This is a genomic window from Streptomyces sp. B93, assembly GCF_018070565.1.
Taxonomy (GTDB): Bacteria; Actinomycetota; Actinomycetes; order Streptomycetales; family Streptomycetaceae; genus Streptomyces.
The window spans coordinates 176,239-200,089 of the sequence record NZ_JAGPXL010000013.1 but is presented as its reverse complement, the minus strand read 5'-3'; the positions used below and the strand labels follow the sequence as shown (position 1 = coordinate 200,089).

22 protein-coding genes and 1 pseudogene are annotated in these 23,851 nt (G+C 73.3%); 17 read left to right on the top strand and 6 right to left on the bottom strand.

What is annotated here, in order from left to right:
- The 3 genes from KBY47_RS15920 to KBY47_RS15910 all read right to left on the bottom strand — a co-directional run.
- A partial coding sequence (locus KBY47_RS15920; protein WP_210921749.1) for an NAD(P)/FAD-dependent oxidoreductase occupies window positions 1-1,407 on the bottom strand: 1,407 nt, incomplete at its 3' end.
- Window positions 1,408-1,617: 210 nt separating this feature from the next.
- A complete protein-coding gene (gene pcaB / locus KBY47_RS15915; protein WP_210921774.1) occupies window positions 1,618-3,048 on the bottom strand; it encodes a 3-carboxy-cis,cis-muconate cycloisomerase in 1,431 nt (476 codons plus the stop codon).
- A 32-nt stretch (window positions 3,049-3,080) separates the two neighbouring features.
- Complete coding sequence (locus KBY47_RS15910; RefSeq protein ID WP_374103083.1) at window positions 3,081-5,075, bottom strand: FAD/NAD(P)-binding protein; 1,995 nt, start codon at window positions 5,073-5,075, stop codon at window positions 3,081-3,083.
- A gap of 550 nt (window positions 5,076-5,625) precedes the next feature.
- On the opposite strand from KBY47_RS15910, the gene KBY47_RS15905 reads away from it, so the two are divergent.
- The 15 genes from KBY47_RS15905 to KBY47_RS15835 all read left to right on the top strand — a co-directional run bounded on the left by KBY47_RS15905 (window position 5,626) and on the right by KBY47_RS15835 (window position 19,791).
- Entirely contained in the window at window positions 5,626-6,258 is a 633-nt protein-coding gene (locus KBY47_RS15905; protein ID WP_210921748.1) for a hypothetical protein, read from the top strand.
- Window positions 6,255-6,440 (top strand): hypothetical protein, encoded by a 186-nt coding sequence (locus tag KBY47_RS15900; protein WP_210921747.1) that lies wholly within the window; start codon window positions 6,255-6,257, stop codon window positions 6,438-6,440. The genes KBY47_RS15905 and KBY47_RS15900 overlap by 4 nt, the downstream gene beginning before the upstream one ends.
- A 518-nt stretch (window positions 6,441-6,958) precedes the next feature.
- Window positions 6,959-7,966 carry a mevalonate kinase gene (gene mvk, locus KBY47_RS15895; protein ID WP_210921746.1) on the top strand — a complete coding sequence of 336 codons (1,008 nt, stop codon included), beginning with the start codon at window positions 6,959-6,961 and terminating at the stop codon, window positions 7,964-7,966.
- Window positions 7,956-9,020, top strand: a complete 1,065-nt coding sequence (gene mvaD / locus KBY47_RS15890; protein ID WP_210921745.1) for a diphosphomevalonate decarboxylase — start codon at window positions 7,956-7,958, stop codon at window positions 9,018-9,020. Before mvk ends, mvaD begins: the two co-directional genes overlap by 11 nt.
- The gene (locus tag KBY47_RS15885; protein ID WP_210921744.1) at window positions 9,020-10,150 is read left to right on the top strand and encodes a phosphomevalonate kinase; all 1,131 of its coding nucleotides are present in this window, start codon (window positions 9,020-9,022) and stop codon (window positions 10,148-10,150) included. The genes mvaD and KBY47_RS15885 overlap by 1 nt, the downstream gene beginning before the upstream one ends.
- On the top strand, window positions 10,147-11,223 hold the full coding sequence (gene fni, locus KBY47_RS15880; RefSeq protein ID WP_210921743.1) for a type 2 isopentenyl-diphosphate Delta-isomerase: 1,077 nt from the start codon (window positions 10,147-10,149) through the stop codon (window positions 11,221-11,223). Before KBY47_RS15885 ends, fni begins: the two co-directional genes overlap by 4 nt.
- A complete protein-coding gene (locus tag KBY47_RS15875; protein WP_210921742.1) occupies window positions 11,220-12,281 on the top strand; it encodes a hydroxymethylglutaryl-CoA reductase in 1,062 nt (353 codons plus the stop codon). Before fni ends, KBY47_RS15875 begins: the two co-directional genes overlap by 4 nt.
- A 5-nt stretch (window positions 12,282-12,286) precedes the next feature.
- Window positions 12,287-13,462 (top strand): hydroxymethylglutaryl-CoA synthase, encoded by a 1,176-nt coding sequence (locus KBY47_RS15870; RefSeq protein WP_210921741.1) that lies wholly within the window; start codon window positions 12,287-12,289, stop codon window positions 13,460-13,462.
- A 132-nt stretch (window positions 13,463-13,594) separates the two neighbouring features.
- Window positions 13,595-14,572 carry a 3-oxoacyl-ACP synthase III family protein gene (locus KBY47_RS15865; RefSeq protein WP_210921740.1) on the top strand — a complete coding sequence of 326 codons (978 nt, stop codon included), beginning with the start codon at window positions 13,595-13,597 and terminating at the stop codon, window positions 14,570-14,572.
- A 72-nt stretch (window positions 14,573-14,644) separates the two neighbouring features.
- Window positions 14,645-15,718 carry a polyprenyl synthetase family protein gene (locus KBY47_RS15860; RefSeq protein ID WP_308405173.1) on the top strand — a complete coding sequence of 358 codons (1,074 nt, stop codon included), beginning with the start codon at window positions 14,645-14,647 and terminating at the stop codon, window positions 15,716-15,718.
- 77 nt (window positions 15,719-15,795) lie between these two features.
- Window positions 15,796-16,359 (top strand): hypothetical protein, encoded by a 564-nt coding sequence (locus KBY47_RS15855; RefSeq protein WP_210921739.1) that lies wholly within the window; start codon window positions 15,796-15,798, stop codon window positions 16,357-16,359.
- A 141-nt stretch (window positions 16,360-16,500) separates the two neighbouring features.
- Entirely contained in the window at window positions 16,501-17,358 is an 858-nt protein-coding gene (metF, locus tag KBY47_RS15850; RefSeq protein WP_210921738.1) for a methylenetetrahydrofolate reductase [NAD(P)H], read from the top strand.
- 110 nt (window positions 17,359-17,468) lie between these two features.
- Window positions 17,469-18,677, top strand: a complete 1,209-nt coding sequence (locus KBY47_RS15845) for an RNA-guided endonuclease TnpB family protein (RefSeq protein WP_210921737.1) — start codon at window positions 17,469-17,471, stop codon at window positions 18,675-18,677.
- Between the two features lie 18 nt (window positions 18,678-18,695).
- Window positions 18,696-19,133: a hypothetical protein gene (locus tag KBY47_RS15840; protein ID WP_210921736.1), complete on the top strand. Its 438-nt coding sequence runs from the start codon at window positions 18,696-18,698 to the stop codon at window positions 19,131-19,133.
- Window positions 19,134-19,137: 4 nt separating this feature from the next.
- Window positions 19,138-19,791: a TetR/AcrR family transcriptional regulator gene (locus tag KBY47_RS15835; RefSeq protein WP_210921735.1), complete on the top strand. Its 654-nt coding sequence runs from the start codon at window positions 19,138-19,140 to the stop codon at window positions 19,789-19,791.
- A 31-nt stretch (window positions 19,792-19,822) separates the two neighbouring features.
- Here KBY47_RS15835 and KBY47_RS15830 read toward each other — a convergent pair whose 3' ends face one another.
- Window positions 19,823-21,049, bottom strand: a complete 1,227-nt coding sequence (locus KBY47_RS15830; RefSeq protein ID WP_210921734.1) for a saccharopine dehydrogenase family protein — start codon at window positions 21,047-21,049, stop codon at window positions 19,823-19,825.
- A gap of 128 nt (window positions 21,050-21,177) precedes the next feature.
- Between KBY47_RS15830 and KBY47_RS15825 the strand changes: the two genes are divergently transcribed.
- A complete protein-coding gene (locus KBY47_RS15825) occupies window positions 21,178-21,885 on the top strand; it encodes a TetR/AcrR family transcriptional regulator (RefSeq protein WP_210921733.1) in 708 nt (235 codons plus the stop codon).
- Between the two features lie 89 nt (window positions 21,886-21,974).
- Window positions 21,975-22,958 (top strand): TerC family protein, encoded by a 984-nt coding sequence (locus tag KBY47_RS15820; RefSeq protein ID WP_210921732.1) that lies wholly within the window; start codon window positions 21,975-21,977, stop codon window positions 22,956-22,958.
- 254 nt (window positions 22,959-23,212) lie between these two features.
- Here the strand turns inward: KBY47_RS15820 and KBY47_RS36585 are convergent.
- Window positions 23,213-23,479, bottom strand: a pseudogene (locus KBY47_RS36585) (GNAT family N-acetyltransferase); the annotation flags it as partial.
- A complete protein-coding gene (locus tag KBY47_RS15810) occupies window positions 23,461-23,835 on the bottom strand; it encodes a VOC family protein (RefSeq protein WP_210921731.1) in 375 nt (124 codons plus the stop codon). The pseudogene KBY47_RS36585 and the gene KBY47_RS15810, both read right to left, overlap by 19 nt.
- Between the last annotated feature and the right edge of the window lie 16 nt (window positions 23,836-23,851).

The following is a 23,851-nucleotide window of genomic DNA, read 5'->3' as shown; positions in this document are numbered from 1 at the left end:
GGGGCCGTGGGTGGTGCTGGGCGGCGCGGCGGGGGCCGGGCGGCGGGCGCCGCGCAGCGCGGCGCGCAGCAGCCGCCAGCGCAGCACGGCGGTCGCGGGCAGGGGGGTGTGCAGCGCGGTGAGCAGCGCCGCGGCGGCATCGGTGTCGGTGGGCGCGGCCGCGGTCAGCCGGGCGGTGAGGCGCTGGCGCAGGCGGGCCGTCCATCCGCGCCCGGCCGGGCCGCCTGGCAGGGGGCGGGTGTGGTGGGTGGCGGCCCGCCAGGCGGGGGCCAGCTGCCGGGCCAGGGCCCGGCGCAGCCGGTAGCCCAGGCCGATGGCGGTGCCGTGCGCGGCCAGTAACTGGTCCACGACCAGGGCGCAGTGGACGGCGTGGGTGGGGCCCTGGGGGAGGGCGGCGTCGAAGGTGGCGTAGGCGTCGCCGACGACGAGGAACTGGTCGGGCCAGCGGCGCAGTTTCTCGTAGTGGCGCCAGCGCGGGGCGGCGGCCGGGCGGGTGTAGACGGGGCCGAGGGGGGTGGCGGCGGCGATGAGGTCGTGCAGCAGCCGGTGGCCCAGGCGCGCGGCGGCGGTGAGCAGGCCCGCGTGGCCGGTGGGGGCCGGCCGGGTGTCGCCGGTGCGCACCGACACCGACCAGCGGCCGCCTTCGAGGGGCTGGAGCATGCCCTGGCCGCCCCGGCCGTCGTGGCCGGGCAGCAGGAACAGGGCCCGGAAGTCGGCGACATGGCCGACGGGCGGCGTGAACACGGCCGTAGCGGTGGCGGGGTGGGGGGCGAGGACGGTTTCCTTCGGCGGGGTGTAGCCCAGTTCGGCCAGCCAGCGCGGGGCCGATGAGTCGCGGCCGGTGGCGTCCACGACGAAGTCGGCCGATATCAGCCGTCGCCGCCCCCGGCCGCCGCTTTGGGCGGGGCGTTCACGGCGGCGCACCCACACGCCGGTGACGGTGTCGTGGGGCCCGCCCTCCAGGGCGACGGCCTCGTGCCGGGTCAAAAAGCTCACCTTGGGCTCGGTGAGCAGCCGTTCGCGCAGCACGGCCTCGGTCAGGTCACGGCTCGCGCTCAGCAGCCGCCCGCCGTCCGCCGTGCGCGGCAGCCAGCCGCCCGCCGACAGCACCAGGGTGTCCTCGCCCAGGCGGACCGGGACCGCTCCGGCCGCCGTCAGGTCCTCGGCGATGCCGGGAAAGAGCTGCTCGAGGCCGTGCAGGGCGTCGGGGGCCAGGAGGTGGGTGTGCCGGGCCTGGGGCACGGCACGGCGCCGGCCGGGGCCGCGGGGCACCCAGTCGCGTTCGACGACCGTGACGTGGTCCATGAAGTTGGCCAGGGCTCTGGCCGTGGCGAGCCCGGCGAGACTGGAGCCGATGACCACGGCGTGGCCGTGGCCGCCGGCCAGGTGCGCGTCGTCTGGGGTCAACTCGCCCGCCCTCCTTGTACGTTGTCTCGTGCATCATGCGGGCACGCCCCGCGCGGGCGGCAGGCTTTGGCCAGCCACGCGCCGCGCCTCGAGGCGTGTTCGAGGCGTTTACGAGGGGGGCTTGAGCGCCCGCCCCGCGGACCGGGGCGGGCGCTTGGCCGTGCTGGGCCCGCTTCACAGGGGGCCGGGGTGCGGTGTGCCGGGCTTGTTTCAGGGGTTCTGGGTGTGCGGTGTGCCGGGCCCGTTGCGGGGGGCCGGGGGGCTGGAGGTGTGCAGGGCGCGGTCGACGAGGGCGTGGGCCGCGCCGAGGTAGCCGTCGGCATCGAGGAGGCGGGTGGCCTCGGCGTGGGTGAGGATGCCGGCGAGCTGGGGGAGTTCGGCCAGGACGTCGGCGAGGGGGCGGCCGGTGGTGGCGGCGAGCAGCGAGGCCTGGGTGAGCAGGTCCTTGGCGGCCGTCTTGCCGATGCGGGGGGCCAGATGGGCCGAGATGCGTTCGGTCAGGAGCTGGCCGCCGGTGGCGGCGAGGTTGGCGCGCATCCGCTGCGGGCGCACGGTGAGCCCCCCGGCGAGTTCGACGGCGGTGTGGGCGGCGCCGCCGGTCAGGCGCAGGGCTTCGCGCAGGGGCTGCCACTCGGCGTGCCACATGCCCGCGGAGCGTTCGTCCTCGGCCGTCATCAGCTGCGTCAGCACCCCGGCCAGGGCGGGGACCTGGAGGGCGGCGGAGCGGATCAGGGTGGCCAGGACCGGGTTCTGCTTGTGCGGCATGGCCGAGGAGGCGCCGCGTCCGGCGACGGCGGGTTCGCTGACCTCGCCGATCTCGGTGCGGGTCAGCACCAGCACATCCGCGGCGATCTTGCCGAGGGCGCCGGTGGTGTGGGCGAGGGCGGCGGCCAGGTCGGCGACGGGGGTGCGCAGGGCGTGCCAGGGCAGCACCGGCGCCGCCAGCCCGGTCTCGGCGGCGAACGCCGCGCCCAGTTCCTGAAGCACGGTGGCCGGATCGGCGCCCTCGCCGGCGTACTGGAGATATCCGGCCAGGGTGCCGGCCGCGCCGCCCAGCGCGACCGGCAGCCCGCCGTCGGCGACCCGCTGAAGGCGGCCGGCGGCGTCCAGGACGAGCTGGCGCCAGCCGGCCGCCTTCAGGCCGAAGGTGGTGGGCACGGCGTGCAGGGCCAGCGTGCGGCCCGCCATCACGGTGCTGCGGTGCTCGGCGGCCAGGTCCTTGAGCGCGTCGGCCGTGGCGTGCAGGTCGGCGAGGATCAGGCGCAGCGCGCGGGCGGCCACCAGCATCGCGCCGGTGTCCAGGATGTCCTGGCTGGTGGAGCCGCGGTGCACGTACTCCGCGGCCTGCGGGTTGCGCTGGGCGACCACCGCGGTCAGCGCCTTGACCAGCCCCACCACCGGGTTGGCGGTCTCGCGTGCGGCCAGCGCCAGCTGGCGCAGGTCCAGCAGGTCCGCCCGGGCGGCGGCGGTGATCGCCTTCGCCGCCGCCGCGGGCACCGTGCCGCACGCCGCCTGGGCGCGGGCCAGGGCGGCCTCCGCGTCCAGCATCGCCTGGAGCCAGGCCCCGTCGCCGACGGCCGCCTCCACGTCCGTGCCCGCCCGCACCGGGGAGAGCAGCCCGGCGTCCAGGTAGGCGGGCATCCCCGCCGCTTCGCCGGCCTGCTGACGCCAGGTCACGTCCGGGCCGCCTTTCCGCTCGGGGCGGCGGCCTCCTGGACCGCGGCCGGCTCCGGCTGCCCCAGGGCGGGCAGCGCCGGGGACAGGGCGAGGACGGCCGCGGCGATGGCGTCGGAGTCCTCCAGGGTCACCGAGCCGACGCCCGGCCTGATGCCCGCCGCGGTCACCCAGTGCACGGACTCGGTGGGCACCCCGTAGGCGAAGCGCCGCGGATGCGGCACCCCCTCGGCGCTGACGAGGCGGTAGGGCCGCTCGGTCACCGCCAGCCCCCCGGTCTCGTACCCGCCGCCGTCGCGGCGGGGGATGCGGTACGGGCGGCACTGGCCGCCCTCCAGCAGCTGCCGCATCAGCGGGTCCGCGGTGCGCCGCAGGTCGATGTCGGGCAGCCGGGCCTCGATCAGGGCGGTGGCCCGCACCCGCACATCCCCGATCGCGTCGGACACGGCGGTGAAGCACGGGCCGGACCCGTCGCCGGCGTCGGCCGTCACCCGCAGGGCGGGGCCGGTGACGTCGAGGATCCCGGCGTCCATGAGCGCGGCCATCTCCTCGATCCGGGAGACGGGCGGGCCGATGGACAGGTAGGCGTTGAGCGGGGTGTACCAGCGCTCCAGGTCGTCGCGGTGGGAGGCGCCGTCAAGGCCCGCGTGGTCGACGGCCAGGCGGACCTCGTTGCGCAGGTCGCGCAGGACGTCCAGGGCGGCCTTGACGGGCCCGGAGACATTGCCCTGGCGGGCCAGGCGCACATCGTCGTCGAGATGGCCGCGCAGCCAGCGGCGAAAGGCGTCCCAGTCCTTGAGCGCGCCCGGGGGAAAGGGACGGGCCACGCGGTCCCAGTCCCACCGCTGCGGCGCCCCGATCCCCGCCTCCTCAAGCAGGCGGTCCTCCTGGGGGCCCGGCGCGGTGTGCAGGTAGCGCTCGCCGAACTCCTCCACCGCCGCCGCATCCACTCCGCGGGCGGTGAGCAGGGCCGTGTAGTAGACCCCGCACACCTCCTTGGAGATCAGCGGCCACAGGTCGGCGGCGAAGTCGATGGCCGCCCCCCTCGCCGCCCGCCCGCGCAAGCCGGCGATGTGCGCGGCGGTCAGCAGCCTGGGGAAGTAGCGGCCGTGGGCGCCCTTCTCGTTCTCACCGCGCGCCTGGTAGGGCACGCCGCGCCGGGAACCGGCGACCAGGCGCGGTTCGCGGCCCGAGGGCCGGTAGACCAGACGGCCGCCGGCCCGCTCGTAGGAGCCGCCGCGGCCCTGGGTGAACAGGGCCATGTAGTCGAAGAAGTTCAGGCCCAGCCCGCGCAGCAGCACCCGCTGCCCCGGTGCGATCGCCGACAGGTCCACATCGGCGGGGTTGGCGGGCGGGACGTACACCAGGTCGTGGGCCGCGGCGAAAGCGGCCAGCTCCGCCTCGGCGGGGGTGGGCTCGGCCGGGACATGACCCTGGGCGAGCACCACCGCGGACAGGGAGCCCAGCCGGGTGCCGTCCTCCAGCACCACCGTCTGCGGCCCCGCCGGCAGACCGTCCTCGTCGTGCAGGGCCACGGCCCGCACCGGATGGGTGCGCACCGTCACATGCGCCGGCGCCTTGGCCACGACCCGGGTGAACGCCCAGATCAGATAGTGCCCGTACAGGGCGCGGGTGGGGTAGGTGTCCGGGCCCAGCGCCCGTGCCTCGGCCAGCACCGCGCCGCTGTGCCCGCCGGGCGCGGGGGTGTCCAGCGCGCCGGACTGAAGGGCCTTGGCCCACGCGTACAGGCTCGGCCCCTCCTCCAGCGGGCCCTCGATGCGGACGCTGGCGTCGGTGTAGACGGTCACCTGCGAGGCGACGGTGTTCATCAGCAGGTGCCGGGACTGTCCCGGCCGCCACACCCGCCCCGAGCCCGGCGGGTCCGGGTCGACGACATGCACGGTGACGGTGTCCCAGCGCGGTGACTTGCGTTCCTGCGCGCACAGCCGTTCCAGCACGGAAAGGCCCCGCGGTCCGGCGCCGACGATGCACACCCGTAGGTGCGCGGCAGGGCCGTCCCCGGCGGGCGGGGCGGCTGCTGCGCGAGGGTTGTGGTGCCCGGATGAGAGGGCATCGCCGGGGGGAAACTCAGCGGCCGCCGTGACCAGCGGCCCTGCGGGGAGCGCGGCGCGTTCTGCGCCGCCTCCGTGCGTACCGTCCACAGTGCCTCCTTCTTCGGCCACCGTCGGCGCAGCGGCTCAACCAGGGCTCGCTTCCGCCTGGAAGCCCACTGGAGCCGCCCCGCGCCAGCCGGCCCCCAACGAGGCTGTATCGGGACTCGAGTCGCCGGTCGGGTAATGGGGCTGCCCGCCCGGCCACGCCCCACGGCACCGGACGGCACCGCACCGACGCACCACCCACCAACCGCACCGCACCGACGCACCGACGTACCGGCGTACCGGGATGACGCACCTGACGTACCGACATGACGCACCCTCACCGACGACGCCAGGCCGAGAAGGACGCTTCAGCTGACGCCGCGCGGCGGCACGGGACGCGCACACGATCCACCACGGGGGCGAGCCACCTGATGAAGGAGCTTCGATGACGTCTCACCCATGCCCGAGGGGCCACACTCACGACAGCCGGGCCGCCGCCGGGGCCGTGCTGTGCGCGCCGTGCATCCGGCGGGTGGAACGCAGCCTGCGCGCGCTGCCCGGCCTGCACCAGGAGTGCCTGCACCAGGTGTCGCCGACGAACGCCCGGCGCACCAACCCCACCAAGGTCTCCGGCAGCCGCAAGCGGGACTACCTCGACATCTCGGTGCTCGACGCCCGCCACAACATCCTCGCCATCCTCGAGTCGTGGTCGGGCATGGTCGTCGACAAGCTCGCAACTCCCGCCCCGCCGCGCTCGGTGCCCCATCTGGCGCGGTTCCTCACCGCCCACCTGGGCTGGCTCACCGCGCAGCCTCCGGCGGCGGAGTTCGCCGACGAGATCGAGCACCTCGTCGTCGAGCTGCGGCAGATGATCGACCCCGGCTCCGGTGACCTCCAGACCCTCATCCGCCAGTGCGTGGTGGACGGCTGCGCCGGGACGATCAGCGTCCCCGCGCAGCGCGGCACCCGCGCGGCGATCGCCAGCATCAGCTGTTCCTCAGGGCACTCATGGGAGATGCGCGAATGGCTCGGTCTCAGGAAACTCATGGAGCGGCAGCGAAAGGGTGTCAGCGCATGACCAAGCCGCCCAGCCACCGCCTGGTCCCCACCAAGGTGGCCGCCCTGGCCGTCGGGGTCTCCGAGGCGACCATCCGCAAGTGGGTCAGCCGCGGGAAGATCACCCGCTACGGCGCCCCGCACCGCCGTTCCCAGTTCGACATCGAGGAACTCACCGAGATCGCCCTCCAGCGCCGGCCCTGACCCGGCGCCAGGGCACCACCCGCGCCGCCCCACCCGGCAAGTTGGTCAGCCGGGCCGGTGCGCCGCGGACCGGGCCGGAGCGCCCCGGGCGCGGGTCCCCCGCCGCTGCCCCGGGACGCTCCGGCCCGCTGCCGTCCGCCGGCCCCGCCCCGGGGCGCGTGAGCTGAGTCACTGCCTTCTGCTGTTGGCGTCCAGGGAGTCCCCGTGTCACTATCTACCCACATCTACCCTGCCCAAAAATCGTTGCGTGGCGGGGAGTTGGGCGCACACGCCCCCCATCTCACCCCCGGCCCCGCACGGGCCGGGCACACCCCTTTCCTCCTTTCGCCCAGCGGCCCGGCCCGCGCAAGACGCACCCCTACAGGCGTCGTCTCCCGCGGACCGGGCCGCTGGGCGTCATGCCGTGCCACCCCGCGCCATGGCCGCGTCACCCTTCGCCATCCACACCACTGTTTGGACGCTGCGATCCCGATGACCAAGCGATCTGACCCCAGAACAGACATAGGGAGCTGAGTGCGTTGACTCTTCCGACCTCAGCGCAGGGGCTGCCAGGCAGCCGCCGGGCCCGCTCGGTCGGCATCGGCCGCGCCCACGCCAAGGCCATCCTGCTCGGCGAGCACGCGGTCGTGTACGGCGCACCAGCGCTCGCCCTGCCGATCCCGCAGCTCGCGGTCACGGCCAGCGCCGGATGGTCCTCGCACACCGCCGACGGGCCGGGCGAGCTGTCCTACACGATGACCGGCACCCCCTCGCGGGCGCTGGTCACACAGGCCTCCGACGGGCTGCACCGGCTGATCGCGGAGTTCCGCCGGCGCGAGGGCGTGACCGGCGGCCCGCACCTGGAGGTGCTGCTGGACAGCGCGATCCCGCACGGGCGGGGGCTGGGTTCCAGCGCGGCCAGTTCGAGGGCGATCGTGCTGGCGCTGGCCGACCTGTTCGGCCGTGAACTGACCGAGGACGCGGCGTTCGAGCTGGTGCAGACGGCCGAGAACATGGCGCACGGCCGGGCCAGCGGCGTGGACGCCCGCGCGGTGGGCGCCGCCGCCCCGCTGCTGTTCCAGCAGGGCCGCACCGAGGCCCTCGCGGTGGGCTGGGACGGCCTGTTCATCGTCGCCGACAGCGGCACCGCGGGCAGCACCAAGGAAGCCGTGCAGATGCTGCGCGAGGGCTTCGGCCGCCACCCCGGCGCCCAGGAACGGTTCGTGGGCCGCGCCACGGAGCTGACATGGACGGCCCGCCAGGCGCTGGCCGAGGGCAAGCCGGAGGAACTCGGCGCCCGGCTGACGGACTACCACGACCTGATGCGCGCCGCCGGTCTGAGCACCAACACCATCGACACGCTGGTGGAGGGCGCGCTGTGGGCGGGCGCCCTGGGCGCCAAGATCACCGGCGGCGGGCTGGGCGGCTGTGTGATCGCCCTGGCCCGCCCGGAGCGGGCCCGTCAGGTCACCCGCCAACTGCACGAGGCCGGCGCCGTCCAGACCTGGGTCGTACCGCTGAAGGGGCTCGACAACCATGCTCTCTGACACTCCCGCACCCGCATCCGCATCCGCCGCCCGGCCGCTCACCGCGCCCGCCGCGCCCGCCGCGCGCGGCGCGAGCGCCGTGGCGCACCCGAACATCGCGCTGATCAAGTACTGGGGCAAGCGGGACGAGCAGCTCATGCTGCCGGTCACCGACAGCCTCTCGATGACCCTGGACGTCTTTCCCACCACCACCCACGTCCGCCTGGACCAGGACGCGCCCGAGGACCGGGCCGCCCTCAACGGCGAGGAGGCCACCGGCGAGACGCTGCGCCGCATCACCGCCTTCCTCGACCTGGTGCGGGCACGGGCGGGCAGCAGCGTGCGGGCCGTCGTCGACACCCGCAACACCGTGCCCACCGGCGCCGGACTGGCCTCCTCCGCCAGCGGGTTCGCCGCCCTGGCGACGGCCGCGGCCGCCGCCTACGGCCTGCGCCTGGACGCGGCCGGCCTGTCCCGTCTGGCCCGCCGCGGCTCCGGCTCCGCCTCCCGCTCGGTGTTCTCCTCCTTCGCCCTGTGGCACGCGGGCACCGGCACCGGCGAGGAAGGCGACACCTCCTCCTACGCCGAACCCGTGCCCGCCGCCGACAGCCTGGACGCGGCGCTGGTCATCGCCGTCGTCAACGCCGGGGAGAAGGCCGTCTCCAGCCGCCAGGCCATGCGCCGCACCGTTGAGACCTCCCCGCTGTACGGGCCGTGGGCCGCCTCCAGCCGCGACGACCTGGCCGACATGCGCTCCGCGCTGGTGCGCGGCGACCTGAAGGCGGTCGGGGAGATCGCCGAACGCAACGCGCTGGGCATGCACGCCACCATGCTCGCCGCCCGCCCCGCGGTGCGCTACCTCTCCCCGGCCACCGTCACCGTCCTGGACCGGGTGCTGAAACTGCGCCAGGACGGCGTCCTGGCCTACGCGACCATGGACGCCGGGCCCAACGTGAAGGTGCTGTGCCGCCGCGCGGACGCCGCCGACGTCGCCGACGCGGTGCGCGACGCCGCCGGCACGGTCGTCACCGCCCGCCCGGGGCCGGGTGCCCACCTGCTGGACGGGGGCGTGTGATGGCCGCGGACACGGTGGTGTGCCGGGCGCCGGGCAAACTGTTCGTCGCGGGCGAGTACGCCGTCGTCGAACCCGGCAACCCGGCCATCCTCCTCGCCGTCGACCGCTACGTCACCGTCACCGCCCGCCGACTGGACCCCGCAGCCGAGGCCGAGGCGGGCGCGGACGTGGACGTGGTGCTGTCCTCGGACCTGGCCGCCGCGCCGGTCCGGCTGCGCTGGCAGGACGGCCGCCTGGCCGACCTCGGCACCCCGGCGCCGGGCGGCGGGCCGACGTATGTCAAGGCCGCCGTCGAGACGGTGGCCCGGCTGCTGGCCGAACGCCGCCTGCCCGCCCCCCGCCTGCACCTGTCGATCACCAGCACCCTGCACGAGGACGGCCGCAAGTACGGGCTGGGCTCCAGCGGCGCGGTCACCGCCGCCACCATCAAGGCGGTGGCGGCCTTGTGCGGCCTGTCCCTGACCACCGAGGACCGCTACCGCCTCGCCCTGCTCGCCACCGCCACCATCGACGCCAAGTCCTCCGGCGGCGACCTGGCCGCCAGCACCTACGGCGGCTGGATCGCCTACCAGGCACCCGACCGGGACAAGGCCCTCGACCTGGCGGCCCGCGCCGGCCTGGAGCGGGCGCTCACCGAGCCCTGGCCCGGCCTCGCGGTGCGCCGCCTGCCCCCACCAAAGGCCCTGTCCCTCCAGGTCGGCTGGACCGGGCAGCCCGCCTCCACCACCTCGCTGGTGGCCCACCTGCACCGCCGCACCTGGCGCGGCACCGCCTCCCACCAGCACTTCCTTGACACCAGCCGCGACCTGGTGCACGCCGCCACCGACGCCCTCGAAACCGGTGACGGCCCCGGGCTGCTGAAACAGATCCGCCGCGCCCGCCACGCGCTGGCACGCCTGGACGACGAGGTCGGCCTCGGCATCTTCACCGACAAGCTGACCGCCCTGTGCACGGCCGCCGAGGCCGCCGGCGGCGCGGCCAAGCCCTCCGGGGCGGGCGGCGGCGACTGCGGCATCGCCCTGCTGGACGCCACCGCGTCCCAGGACATCTCCCACGTAACGCAACGGTGGGCCGCGGCCGGGGTGTTGCCCCTGCCCCTGCGTCCCGCCCTGGAAGGGATCGAGGAATGAGCGCTCAACGCAAGGACGACCACGTCCGGCTCGCCATCGAGCAGCAGCACACCCACCGCGGGGTCAACCAGTTCGACGAGGTGTCCTTCGTCCACCACGCCCTGGCCGGCATCGACCGGCCGCAGGTGTCGCTGGCCACCAGCTTCGCCGGCGTCACCTGGCCGGTGCCGATCTACATCAACGCCATGACCGGCGGCAGCGAGAAGACCGGCGTCATCAACCGCGACCTGGCCACCGCCGCCGCCGAAACCGGCGTCCCCATCGCGTCGGGCTCGATGAACGCCTACTTCAAGGACCCCTCCTGCGCCCACACCTTCCAGGTGCTGCGCGAGCACAACCCCGACGGGTTCGTCATCGCCAACGTCAACGCCACCGCCTCGGTGGAGAACGTCTGGCGCGCCCTGGAACTGCTGCGCGCGAACGCGTTGCAGATCCACATCAACACGGCGCAGGAGACGGCGATGCCGGAGGGCGACCGCTCGTTCGGTTCCTGGGCGCCGCAGATCGAGAAGATCGCCGCGGCCGTCGACGTCCCCGTGATCGTCAAGGAGGTCGGCAACGGCCTGAGCCGGCAGACCGTGGCCCAGCTGAAGGACCTCGGGGTGGCGGCGGCCGACGTCAGCGGCCGCGGCGGCACCGACTTCGCCCGCATCGAGAACGGCCGCCGGGAACTGGGCGAGTACGCCTTCCTCAACGGCTGGGGACAGTCGGCGGCGGCCTGCCTGCTGGACGCCCAGGGCACCGGCCTGCCGCTGCTGGCCTCCGGCGGGGTGCGCCACCCCCTGGACGTGGCCCGCGCCCTGGCGCTGGGCGCACGCGCGGTGGGCTCCTCCGGCGGCTTCCTGCGCACCCTCCTGGACGGCGGCGTACCCGCCCTCGTCGCCCAGCTTCAGACGTGGCTGGACCAGCTGGCGGCGCTGCAGACCATGCTCGGCGCGGCCACGCCCGCCGACCTGACCGGCTGCGACGTGCTCATCGAGGGCTCCCTCAGGGAGTTCTGCACCGACCGCGGCATCGACACCCGGGCGCTCGCCCAGCGCTCCACCGCAACCACGACGGGAAGCACACGATGACCGACACACACGCCATCGCCTCGGTCCCGATGCGGTGGGTGGGCCCGCTGCGGATCTCCGGCAACGTCGCCACCTGCGAGACCGAGGTGCCGCTGGCCACCTACGAATCCCCGCTGTGGCCGTCGGTGGGCCGCGGCGCGAAGGTGTCCATGCTCGCCGAGAACGGCATCGTCGCCACCCTGGTCGACGAGCGCATGACCCGCTCGGTGCTGGTGGAGGCCACCGACGCGGGCACCGCGCACACCGCCGCGCAGACCATCCACGCCCGCATCGACGAACTGCGCGAGGTGGTACGCCAGGGCAGCCGCTACGCGCAGCTGATCGGCATCCGCCACGAGATCAACGCGAACCTGCTGTTCCTGCGTTTCGAGTTCGCCACCGGCGACGCCTCCGGCCACAACATGGCCACCCTCGCCTCCGACGCGCTGCTGGGCCACCTGCTCAAGACGATCCCCGGCATCTCCTACGGGTCGATCTCCGGGAACTACTGCACCGACAAGAAGGCCACCGCCATCAACGGCATCCTCGGCCGCGGCAAGAACGTCGTCACCGAACTCCTCGTCCCGCGCGACGTGGTGGCAAACGTCCTGCACACCACCGCCGCGAAGATCGCCGAGCTGAACCTGCGCAAGAACCTCCTGGGCACCCTGCTGGCCGGCGGCATCCGCTCCGCCAACGCCCACTTCGCCAACATGCTCCTGGGCTTCTACCTGGCCACCGGCCAGGACGCCGCCAACATCGTCGAGGGCTCCCAGGGCGTGACCATGGCCGAGGACCGCGACGGCGACCTGTACTTCGCCTGCACCCTGCCGAACCTCATCGTCGGCACCGTCGGCAACGGCAAGGGCCTGGCCTTCGTGGAGACGAACCTCGCCCGCCTGGGCTGCCGCGCCGAGGCCGAGCCCGGCCACAACGCCCGCCGGCTGGCCGTCATCGCCGCGGCCACCGTGCTGTGCGGGGAGCTGTCCCTGCTCGCCGCCCAGACCAACCCCGGCGAACTCATGCGCGCGCACGTGCAGTTGGAACGCGACCACACGACACAAAAGGTTGGTGTTTAAGGCTCATGTCCAGCGATATCGCCGTCGGAATACACGATCTGTCCTTCGCCAGCACCGAGTTCGTGCTGCCGCACACGGCCCTCGCCGCGCACAACGGCACCGAGATCGGCAAGTACCACATCGGCATCGGCCAGCAGTCGATGAGCGTGCCCGCCGCCGACGAGGACATCGTCACCATGGCCGCCGCCGCCGCGGCCCCCCTCATCGCCGCCCACGGCAGCGACCGCATCCGCACCGTCGTCTTCGCCACCGAGTCCTCCATCGACCAGGCCAAGGCCGCCGGCATCTACGTGCACTCCCTGCTCCAGCTGCCCTCCGCCTGCCGCGTCGTGGAACTCAAGCAGGCCTGCTACGGCGCCACCGCCGCCCTCCAGTTCGCCATCGGCCTCATCCGCCGCGACCCCGCCCAGCAGGTCCTGGTCATCGCCAGCGACGTCTCCAAGTACGAACTCGACAGCCCCGGCGAGGCCACCCAGGGCGCCGCCGCCGTCGCCATGCTGGTGGGCGCCGACCCCGCCCTGCTGCGCATCGAGGACCGCTCCGGCCTGTTCACCGCCGACGTCATGGATTTTTGGCGGCCCAACTACCGCGACGCCGCCCTCGTCGACGGGCAGGAGTCCATCAACGCCTACCTCCAGGCCGTCGAGGGCGCCTTCAAGGACTACAGCGAACAAGGCGGCCGCACCCTTCAGGAGTTCGCCGCGTTCTGCTACCACCAGCCCTTCACCAAGATGGCCTACAAGGCCCACCGCCACCTGCTCAACTACTGCGGCGCCGACACCGACAAGGAAGCCGTCGAGGCCGCCATCGGCCTGACCACCGCCTACAACACCGTCATCGGCAACAGCTACACCGCCTCCGTCTACCTGGGCCTCGCCGCCCTGCTGGACCAGGCCGACGACCTCACCGGCCGCCCCATCGGCCTGTTCAGCTACGGCTCCGGCAGCGTCGCGGAGTTCTTCGCCGCGACCCCCGTCGCCGGCTACCGCGAGCACCTGCGCACCAAGGCCAACCGCGCCACCATCGAGCGCCGCACCCCGCTGGACTACGCCGGATACCGCGACCTGCACCAGCGGACCTTCCCCGGCGACGGCGGCGACCACCCCACCCCGGCGCAGACCACCGGCCCGTTCCGGCTGGCCGCCCTGCGCGACCACAAGCGCATCTACGAAGCCCGCTGACCCTCGGCGGCCCGCCCCCGCCCCGCGCCGGACAGCCCCCGGGAGGGGCGGGGCGGGCCGCCGAGCACCCCATCCGCTCCAGCTTTTTCCACCACACCACCTGTGACCACCACTTGAAGGGAGGGCCGCCGCATGAGCGACGTCAGGATCCTCGGTACGGGTGCCTATGTGCCGGACCGGGTTGTCTTGAACGACGAGGTCGGTGCGGCAGCCGGGGTCGACGACGCCTGGATCACCCGCAAGACCGGGATCCGCCAGCGCCGTTACGCCGCCCCCGGCCAGGCCACCTCGGACCTGGCCGCCGAGGCCGCACGCGCCGCCCTGGAGGCGGCGGGCATCACCGCCGACCAGCTGTCCGTGATCGTGGTCGCCACCTCCACCCCGGACCGCCCCCAGCCGCCCACCGCCGCCTACGTCCAGCAGCACCTCGGCGCCGCCGCCGCGGCCGCCTTCGACGTCAACGCCGTCTGCTCCGGCTCGGTGTTCGCGCTGTCCGCGGCCGAAGGCGTCCTCGCCCGCCGCGGCGGCCACGCCCTGGTCATCGGCGCGGACATCTACTCCCGCATCCTCGACCCCACCGACCGCAAGACCGTCATCCTCTTCGGCGACGGCGCCGGAGCCCTCGTGCTGGGCCCCGCCCAGAGCGGCCCGCGCATCCGCCACAGCACCCTGCACACCTTCGGCGAGATGTCCCACCTGATCGAGGTGCCCGCCGGCGGCAGCCGCCGCCCCCTGGACCCGGCCGGCCTGGATGAGGGCCAGCAGTACTTCGCGATGATCGGCCGCGAGGTGCGCCGCTTCGTCAACGACCACCTGCCGCAGCTGGCCAAGCAGTTCCTGCACGAGGCCGGGGTCATCCCCGACGACATCCGCCACTTCGTGCCCCACCAGGCCAACGGCATCCTCCTGGAAGAGGTCTTCGCCAAGATGGCCCTGCCGCACGCCACCATGCACCAGACCCTCGCCGACCACGCCAACACCGGCGCCGCGTCCATCCCCCTCACCCTGGACGCCGCCGCCCGCCAGGGCGCCTTCCACCCCGGCGAACTGATCCTCATCGCCGGGTTCGGCGGCGGCATGGCCGCGGGCCTCGCCCTCGTCGAATGGTGACCCGTCCGCGCCCGGCCCCCACCGCACACCAGCTGTTGTCCGCATGAGTTCTTCCCGTACAAGGAGATAGGTGTGACCACGGAAGTGACCTCCTCGCCGGGCACGGGCCAGGATCCGGCCGCCGCCGCGCGCCGCACCAGCCAGGTGCTCCTCGGCCGCGTCGAGGAGCACCTGCGTTCCTTCCTCACCGCCGAGCACGACACCTGGGCGACGGTCGACGAACGCGCCGTCGTCGCCGTCGACGCCCTGAGCGACCTGGTCGCCTCCGGCGGCAAACGCATCAGGCCCGCCTTCTGCGTCACCGGCCACCTCGCCGCCGGCGGCGACCCGGACGACGGCGCGATCGTCGCGGCCGCCGCCGCCCTGGAGATGCTGCACGTCTCCGCCCTCGTCCACGACGACGTCTTCGACGCCTCCACCCGCCGCCGCGGCGAGCCCACCGTCCACGCCCACCACAGCGCCCTGCACACCGCCAACGCCTGGCAGGGCGAGGCCCGCCGCTTCGGCGAGAGCGTCGCCGTCCTCGTCGGCGACCTCGCCCTGGTCTACTCCGACCAGCTGATGTCGAGCGCCCCGGCCACCGTGCTGGAGGTGTGGAACACCCTGCGCGCGGAACTGATGATCGGCCAGTACATGGACATCGCCGCCGCCGCGGAGTTCTCCGTCGACCCGCGCCTGTCCCGCCTCGTCGCCCTGGTCAAGTCCGGCCACTACACCATCCACCGGCCACTGGCCGTCGGCGCGAGCGTCGCCGGACGCCCCGACCTCGCCCCCGCCTTCAAGGAGTACGGCGAAGCCGTCGGCGAGGCCTTCCAGCTCCGCGACGACCTGCTGGACGCCTTCGGTGACGCCGCCGACACCGGCAAGCCCGCCGGCCTGGACTTCCAGCAGCACAAGATGACCCTGCTGCTGGGCTGGGCGATGCAGCGCGACGACCGCATCCGCACCCTGGTCACCAGCGGCCGCCACGCACCCGCCGAGGTCCGCGACCGGCTGCTGGACACCGGCGTGCCCGCCGACGTCGAAGCGCACATCGCCGACCTCGTCGAACGGGGCTGCAAGGCCATCGCCGACGCCCCCATCGACACCGTCTGGCGCGACGAACTGACCGCCATGGCCACCAAGGTCGCCTACCGCAACGCCTGACACCGCCAACGGCACCCGGCACCCCTCGGGGTGCCACCACGCCGCACCCACATCCGACCGGGGGACCAGACATGCCGATGCGCATCTACGCAAGGACGGTGCGCGCCCTTGAACAGCTCAGCGCCTCCCTGGGGATCACCCTCCTGCGGATCTCCATAGGCCTCATCTACGTGTGGTTCGGGGCACCGAAGTTCGTCCCCGGCCTCAGCCCGGCCGAGGCCCTGGCCGCCGACACCACCGAACGGCTCACCTTCGGACTCCTTTCCGGAGGCACCGCCTCCGTCCTGACCGGCGCCCTGGAAACCACCATCGGGCTCCTCCTGATCAGCGGCAGGGCCCTGGCCCCCACCCTGCTGCTGCAACTCGCCCACATGGCGGGCACCTTCACCCCGCTGCTGCTCTTCCCCGACCGGACCTGGGAGACGTACGGGATCTGCACCCTGGAGGGCCAGTACATCCTGAAGAACCTGGTCCTGGTCGCGGCCTCCATCGTCATCCTCGGCCACTCCCGCAACCGCCCCCAGCCCCCGCCCGGCCCTGCGCACGGCACCGGCGCCTGGCCGTGGACGGCCGGCGAACAGCCCGCCCACGCCCACGCCCGCGGCCCCGCCGCACCCCCCGACGACCACCACACCCCCTGACCTCCACCCCCCGGCCGCCCCCCAAAAAAAAAGGGGGGCGGGGGAGAGCCGGGGAACACCCACGCCCCACCCCGCCGACGACCGCCCCGCACGGGCCGCCTCCCGGCCCGAGGGCCGGGGCAGCCACGAAGGAAGGCCCCGATGACGACTTTCTCCTTCGAGTTCTTCCCGCCCCGCACCACGGCGGGCGAGCGCACCCTGTGGAACGTCCTGCGCCGCGTGGAAGCCCTGCACCCCGACTTCGTCTCCGTCACCTACGGCGCCGGCGGCTCCTCCCGCGAGAAGACCATCGGCATCACCCGCCGCATCGCCGCCGAGACCACCCTGCGCCCCGTCGCCCACCTCACCGCCGTCGGCCACTCGGCCGCCGAACTGCGCCACATCATCGGCCAGTACGCCGACGCCGGCATCCGGGACGTCCTGGTGCTGCGCGGCGACCCGCCCGGCGACCCGCAGGGACCCTGGACCGCGCACCCCGAGGGCTTCACCTACGCCTACCAGCTCGTCGAACTCGTCCGCTCGCTGGGGGACTTCACCATCGGCGTGGCCGCCTTCCCGGAGATGCACCCGCGCTCACGCGACTGGGACAGCGACATCCGCCACTTCGTGGCCAAGTGCCGGGCCGGCGCCGACTACGCCATCACCCAGATGTTCTTCCGCGCCGAGGACTACCTGCGCCTGCGCGACGCGGTCACGGCCGCGGGCTGCGACATCCCGATCATTCCCGAGATCATGCCCGCCACCGACGTACGCCAGATCAGCCGCTTCGCCGAACTGTCCGGCGCCACCTTCCCCGAGGACCTCGCCCACCGCCTCGAAGCGGCCCGCACCGACCCGGCCGCCGGGCACCGCATCGGCGTCGAGCACGCCACCGCCCTGGCCCGCCGCCTGCTCGCCGAGGGCGCCCCCGGCCTGCACTACATCACCCTCAACAAGGCCACCGCCGCCCTCGACGTCCACCGCGCCGTGCAGGACTCCCACCCGGTCGCCGCCCCCTGAACCGGGCTTGGGCGGGGTGGGGGAAGCCGGTTCGCCGTCCACGCGGACCGGCGTGTACAGATCACCGGCCAACGCGTGCCGCCCACACGGGAGTTGATAGCTTGTGAGGTGTGGCGCGGTTGGTCAGGCGGGCGTTCAAGTACCGCTTCTATCCCACGGACGAGCAGGCGGCTGAGCTGTCGCGCACGTTCGGCTGCGTCCGCCTCGTGTACAACAAGGCTCTTCTGGACCGTACACGTGCCTGGTACGGCGGGCAGCGCCGGATCTCCTACGTGCAGTCGTCGGCGGCGCTGACGCAGTGGAAGAAGACCGAGGAACTCTCCTTCCTGGCAGAGGTGTCCTGCGTGCCGCTCCAGCAGGCGCTGCGTCACTTGCAGACGGCGTTCGCCAACTTCTTCGCCAAGCGGGCGAAGTACCCGCGGTTCAAGTCGAAGAAGAAGTCCCGGGCGTCGGCGGAATACACCCGCAGCGCGTTCAAGTGGCGTGACGGGAAGCTGACTCTGGCGAAGATGGCGGATCCCTTGGACATCCGCTGGTCGCGTCCTTTGCCCGAGGGTACGGTGCCGACCACGGTGACGGTGTCCCGCAATGCGGCAGGTCGCTGGTTCGTGTCCCTGCTGTGCGAGGACCGCATCGCTCCGGCTCCCGCCACCAGTGCGGTGGTCGGTATCGACGCCGGGATCACGTCCCTGGTGGCCCTGTCCACCGGGGAGAAGATCACCAACCCGGGGCATGAGCGGCGTGACCGTGCCCGCCTGGCCCGCGCGCAGCGTGAGCTGTCGCGGAAGGTGAAGGGTTCGGCGAACCGGGAGAAGGCCCGGCGTCGCGTCGCCAGGGTCCATGCGCGGATCGTGGACCGGCGCCGTGACTTCCTGCACAAGCTGTCGACTCGTCTCGTCCGTGAGAACCAAACGGTCGTGATCGAGGACCTCACCGTCCGTAACCTGCTGAAGAACGGCAAGCTCGCGCGCGCCATCTCGGACGCGGCCTGGACGGAACTGCGCTCCATGCTGGAGTACAAGTGTGCCTGGTACGGGCGCGAACTCGTCGTGATCGACCGCTTCTTCCCCAGCTCGAAGATGTGCGGGAACTGCGGCGTGGTCCGCGAGAAACTGCCGCTGAACGTCCGCGAGTGGACGTGCGACTGCGGCACCACGCACGACCGCGATGTGAACGCGGCACGCAACATTCTGGCCGCCGGGCTGGCGGCGTCTGCCTGTGGAGACGGTGTAAGACCTCAACGGGAGCCCTCCCGGACGGGGCGGTCGTCGGTGAAGCAGGAAGCCCAGCGGGCGACCGCTGGAATCCCCTGCCTTTAGGCGGAGGAGGAAGTCAAGGTGCCCGCCGTCGACACCGCCCTGGCCGCCCTGCCCCCCGGCAAGGAAGGCACCGGCAGCGCCCTGAGCGCCACCCTGCGCCAGGCCGGCGGCGCCATCGGCATCGCCCTGCTGGGCAGCCTCCTCACCCAGGTGTTCACCGGCCGCCTGGACACCCGAGCCCTGCCCGGCGACGCCGCCGACTCCGCCCGGGAGTCCGTCATCGCCGCCCAGGCCGTCGCCGCCCGCCTCGACCTGCCGCACCTGGCCCGCTCCGCCGAGGCCGCCTTCACCGACGGCATGACGGCCGTGCTCCTGCTGTGCGGCATCACCGGCCTGGCCGCGGCCGTCCTCGCCGCCTTCACCCTCCCCGACGACCGCCCGGCACCCGCCGTGCACCCCCGCACCCCCGACGTCACCCAGACGCTGCCCACGGTGGCCGACGGGAGGCGACAATGACCGTATGCGCGCAGCCACCACCGACACCACCACCTCCGCGGCCGCCCCGGACGCCGACGCCGGCCTCGGCCTGCGCGAGCGCAAGAAACGGCGCACCCGCCAGGCCATCCGCGCCGCCGCCCGCCGCCTGATCGACGAGCGGGGATACGACAACACCACCATCGAGCAGATCGCCGCCGCCGCCGACGTCTCACCCAGCACCGTCTTCCGCTACTTCCCCAGCAAGGAGTACATGGTGCTGCGCGAGGAGGAGTACGCCGACTTTGGCGCGGCGTTCCTGCGCGAGCGCCCCGCCGACGAACCCCCCCTCCTCGCCCTGCGCCAGGCCCTGACCCAGATGGCCCGCACCCTGGGCGAGGAGTTCCACACCGAGTACCAGTGGCGGATCGAACTGGCCCGCAAGGTCCCCGCCGTACGGGCCCAGATGCAGGACAGCCAGGACAGGTCCGTGGCCGCCCTGACCGCCGCGCTCGCCGAACGGGCCGGGCGCCCCGCGGACGACTTCGACCTGCGCGTCCTGGTGGGCGCCGTCATGGGCGGCCTGCACCAGGTCGTCCTGCACTGGGGCGAACACGGCCGCGAGGGCGACCTCGCCCAGCTGATGGACCGCGCCCTGGCCGTGCTCGGACGCGACCTCGCCACCCCCGACCGCTCCTGACAGCGGCGTCAGGCGGCAGGCGGCACCCGCCTCAGTGCTCCTCGCGCAGCCCCCACGGCGAGCCGTACTCGCCCAGCAGGTCCAGGAACGGGCGCGGCGCCAGCGCCTCCGGCCCGAGGACACCCCGGCCCGACCAGACACCGGTGGCCAGCAGCTCCAGCGCGACCACCGGGTTGAGCGCCGTCTGCCAGACCACCGCCTGCGAGCCGTACTCCCGCATCGACCACTGGTTGTCCACCACGTGGTACAGGTACACCTCGCGCGGCGCCCCGTCCTTGGTGCCCCTGACCCAGGTGCCCGCACACGTGCGGCCCGTCATCCGCTCCCCGAGACCGGCCGGATCCGGCAGACAGGCGGCCACCACGTCCCGCGGGGAGACCCGCACCGGCCGCCCGTCCGCATCGCGCACGGTCACCGGGGCGGTGGCATCCAGACCCAGCTCCCGCAGCGTCTTCAGCCGGGCGATGAAGTCCCCGCCGAGCCCGTACTTGAAGGTGACCCGGCGGGCGTCCACCCAGCGGGGGATCAGCAGCACCTCCTCGTGCTCGACGTTGACGCACTCCACCGCCCCGATGCCCTCGGGGAACTCGAACACCTCCGGCTCGCTGAACGGGGCCGTGGTGAACCAGCCCCGCCCCTTCTCCCAGACGACCGGCGGGTTCAGGCACTCCTCGATCGTCGTCCAGATACTGAACGACGGCGCGAACTCATACCCCTCCACCCGCAGGTCGGCGCCGTCGCGCACCCCGATCTCCTCGATCTCGTCGAAGAGTTCGTCGGCGGCGTAGCGGGCGAAGACATCCGACAGGCCCGGCTCCACACCCATCCCGACCAGCGCCAGGCGCCCGCTCTGTTCCCACTGCCGCGCCAGCGCGAACTGCTCGTCGCCGAGCTTGACCCCGCACTCCTGATACGGGTGGGAGGCGTGCGGCACGGACAGCGACATCGCCATGTCCACATAGTCCGCCCCCGCCGCGAGCGCCGCCCGGAACAGCGGCATCACAAACCGCGGATCGGTGGCGTTCAGCAGCACGTCACAGCGCTCCTCGACGAGCAGGCGGCGCACCGCCTCCTGATCGCAGGCGTCCAGCTGCCGCGCACTGAAACGCGCCCGCCGCTCACCCAGCGCCGCGAGCGCGGCCTCGGCCCGGCCCAGATCCACATCGGCGACGACCATATGGGCGAGGAAGTCACGCCGGGCGGCGATCCGGGTGACAGCCGTCCCCACCCCACCCGCACCCACCAGCAGCACGCGCATGCCACACACACCTTTCCGCCCCCGGGCACCGCGCCCTTCGGGGGCACGCCGATGCAACAAGACACCGCAGGATAAGGTCAACCCTGTTGGCATAAGGGCCGGTGCGGCGGCACGGAAGGCGGTGGGGCATGGCCAAACAGGTGGTCCCCGAAACGGCACGGCGGCGGCGCCGCCCCACCCGCGGCGGCACCGTCCTCACCGAGGAACTCATCGTCCGCACCGCCCTGCGCGTGCTGCGCGAACACGGCAGCACCGGACTGACGGCCCGCCGCCTGGGCGCCGCCCTGGGCGCCGACGCCAGCACCCTCTACCGCTACTTCACCGGCATGGACGACCTCACCCGCGCCATCGGCGACGAACTGATGGGCCGCGCCCTCGACAGCTGGACGGCCACCGGCCACTGGCGCACCGACCTGCGCGCCCTGGGCCTGGCCATCCACGCCGCCTACCTCGCCCACCCGCAGGCCGCCGTCCTCACCGCCAGCCGCGTCACCGGCCGCCCCCGCGAGATCGCCGTCGACGAGACCATCCTCGGCATCCTGCGCGGCACCGGCCTGCCCGACGAGAGCGCGGTGCGCGTCTACCACACCTTCATCGACCAGAGCCTGGCCTTCGCCGCCCTGGACGCCGCGTCCCTCGCCCTGGCCGACACCGCCCGCACCCGCGACGAGGCGATGTGGCACTCCACCTACGCCCGCCTGCCCGCCGACACCCACCCCCACATCGCCGCCACCGCCCACCTCCTGGCCCGCCGCATGCCCCACAGCGCCTACCCGGCCGCCCTCCAGATGCTGCTGGACCACATCGCCGCCCAGCTCCCGCCGCCCACGGCCTGAACCGGCCCGGCAGCGGGGGCGGTGCTCTCCCGCGTGCCCCAGACTCGAAGCAGAAGACGCCGGCGACCGCGTACGAGGGGGTGGCACCCGTGCACGATGTGCCGCTGTGGCTGTGGATGGTGTTCGCCGTCACCGTGCTGGTGTCCCTGGCGGTCGACCTCCTCGCCCACCGGCGGGCCCACGTCATCGGCTTCAAGGAGGCCGCCGCCTGGAGCGCCGTCTGGGTGGGCCTGGCCGTCGTCTTCGGTCTCACCGTCTTCCTCGTGGTCGGCACGACCGCCGGAGTGGAGTACACCACCGCCTGGCTGCTGGAGAAGAGCCTGTCGGTCGACAACCTCTTCGTCTTCGCCCTGATCTTCGGCTACTTCAAGGTCCCCAGGGCCTACCAGCACCGCGTGCTGTTCTTCGGCGTCCTGGGCGCCCTGGTCTTCAGGGGCGTCTTCCTCGCCGCCGGCGTGGCGGTGGTCAGCCGCTTCACCGCCGTCCTGTTCGTCTTCGCCGCCGTCCTCTTCTACAGCACCTACAAGATCCTCAAAGAGGAGGACGACAGCTTCGACCCGGGCCGGAGCGTCGCCGTCAGGCTGCTGCGCAAAGTCGTCCCCGTCCAGGACGACTACGCCGGCCACCACTTCTTCGTCCGGCAGGCGGGCAGGCGCGTCGCCACCCCGCTGCTCGCCGTCGTCGCCGCCATCGAGGCGGCCGACCTCGTCTTCGCCGTCGACAGCGTGCCCGCCGTCCTGGCCGTCAGCAGCGACACCTTCATCGTCTACACCAGCAACGCCTTCGCCATCCTGGGGCTGCGCGCCCTGTACTTCATGCTGGCCGGCCTGCTCGACCGCTTCCACTACCTCAGCAAGGGCCTGGCGCTCATCCTGGCCTTCATCGGCGTCAAGCTCATCCTCCAGGCGTCCCACAAGACGATCAGCACCGCCGTGCCCGAGATCCCCTCACTCCTCAGCCTCGCCGTCATCGCCACCGTGCTGACCGTCTCCATCGCGCTCAGCCTGCTGCGCCCTCCGCCCGGCACCGGCACGGCCCCACAAGAAGGTCAAAGAACTCACAAAAATACATAAAACGACGGTAAAGTGGCTGTTATGAACAGCGACCGGAAACGCAGAGCGACCCCACCGGCCCCCTACCTGTGCCGCTCCTGCAAGCAGCCGGTGGACACCGTCGTGGAACGGCACAAGACCATGGGCGTCTACGTGCCCCTGTGGACCGCGGGCCCCTGCCACAACCCCCGGTGCGAACGGTTCGTGCCACGGCGCGTGCCGATCGACTCGGCCCGCGGCGCGGTCTGGCGCACCGCAACCGACTGGAAAGGCCAGTAGCGGCACAGCACCGCGACCACACCGGTGCCGTAGCCCTTGCCGCGGGCGGACGGCAGCAGCCCCAGCCCGAGGTGCGCCAGCCGGCTGTGGGTGTCGATGCCCCACAGCGTCGCGGTGCCCACCAGTGCGCCGCCCGCCAACTCCACCACGGAGAACGGGACATGCCCCTGCTCGGTGTCGTCCACCACCAGCCGCGGGTCCTTCGAGCCGGGCGACAGGGGCCGCCACGGCCGGGCGGCGGCGCTCAGTGCAAGCACAGGCAGAACGGATGCCCGGCGGGGTCCGCGTAGACGCGCCAGTTGGCCTCGGTACGCAGCTGGTCGGTGCGCTCCAGCACGGTCGCGCCCAGGGCCAGCGCCCGCTTCTCCTCACCGTCGAGGTCGTCCACGTCGAAGTCCAGGTGCAGCTGCTGCGGGCGCTCCTGGCCGGGCCAGCGCGGCGCCCGGTAGCCGTCCACGCGCTGGCAGGCCAGCGGCGTCCCCTCGAACCCGTGCACCTCCACCCAGTCGGGATCCTCCGCGTCAGCGACCACCCGCCCGCCGAGCAGCTCCGCGTAGAACGTGGCGAGCCCCACCGGATCGGCACAGTCCAGCGCGACCGCCTGTAGCTTCCGAATCACTTCCGGCACCCCTCAC